Source organism: Paraburkholderia franconis (assembly GCF_009362735.1).
Lineage (GTDB): Bacteria > Pseudomonadota > Gammaproteobacteria > Burkholderiales > Burkholderiaceae > Paraburkholderia > Paraburkholderia franconis.
The window spans coordinates 1-636 of the sequence record NZ_WHNP01000257.1 but is presented as its reverse complement, the minus strand read 5'-3'; the positions used below and the strand labels follow the sequence as shown (position 1 = coordinate 636).

General features: G+C 63.5%; 2 protein-coding genes. Both read right to left on the bottom strand.

The annotated features are described in order from the left end of the window. Positions 1-238: metallophosphoesterase (locus GCT13_RS48075; RefSeq protein ID WP_193727994.1), on the bottom strand; the 238-nt coding region annotated here is incomplete at its 3' end. 177 nt (positions 239-415) lie between these two features. Further along, a partial coding sequence (locus GCT13_RS48070) for a TOBE domain-containing protein (RefSeq protein ID WP_152768470.1) occupies positions 416-636 on the bottom strand: 221 nt, incomplete at its 5' end.

The following is a 636-nucleotide window of genomic DNA, read 5'->3' as shown; positions in this document are numbered from 1 at the left end:
TGCCGACCAGCAGGTAATACGGGATTTCGAGCGTCGCGAGCAGCGACTTCAGATGCGCGTACTGTTCAGGTTCGCCCTGGTCGACGAGATCGCCTGTCATCACGACGGCGTCGGGACGCGGATCGAGCGCGTTCAGGCGCTCGATGCAGCGCGCCAGGTACGCGGCCGTGTCGACGCGCCGGTAGGCGAGCGCGCCGGGGCGTTTGATGTGCAGATCGCTGATCTGGGCTAGAAGCATGGAGAATCCTTTTCTGTTGGTGTCTGCGACGCTGTTTGGTTTTTTTGCCTTTGCGCGGGCATCCGCGATGCGCCTACCGGCGCAATCGCGGATGCCCGCGGCGGGCCGTGCGAACCAAAACAAACACGATCCAACAACGACTCCAGCAAGAACCAAACCTCACGTGCGCAAGCCCACTCACGATAGCGCAATCAACGCGTCCTGCGCGATCGTGATGCCGACGTGCGTGCCGCGCGCGAGTTCAACGCGTCCCGGCACATCGACGATCAGCGCATCGGGCGCCGCATCGCGGATCGTCAGACGCGTGCGTTCGCCGAGAAACGCGGAAGCATCGACGGTGCCGCGCAAATGCGCGCTCTGCGGATTGGCGAGCCACGCGTCTTCAGGGCGGAAGAATA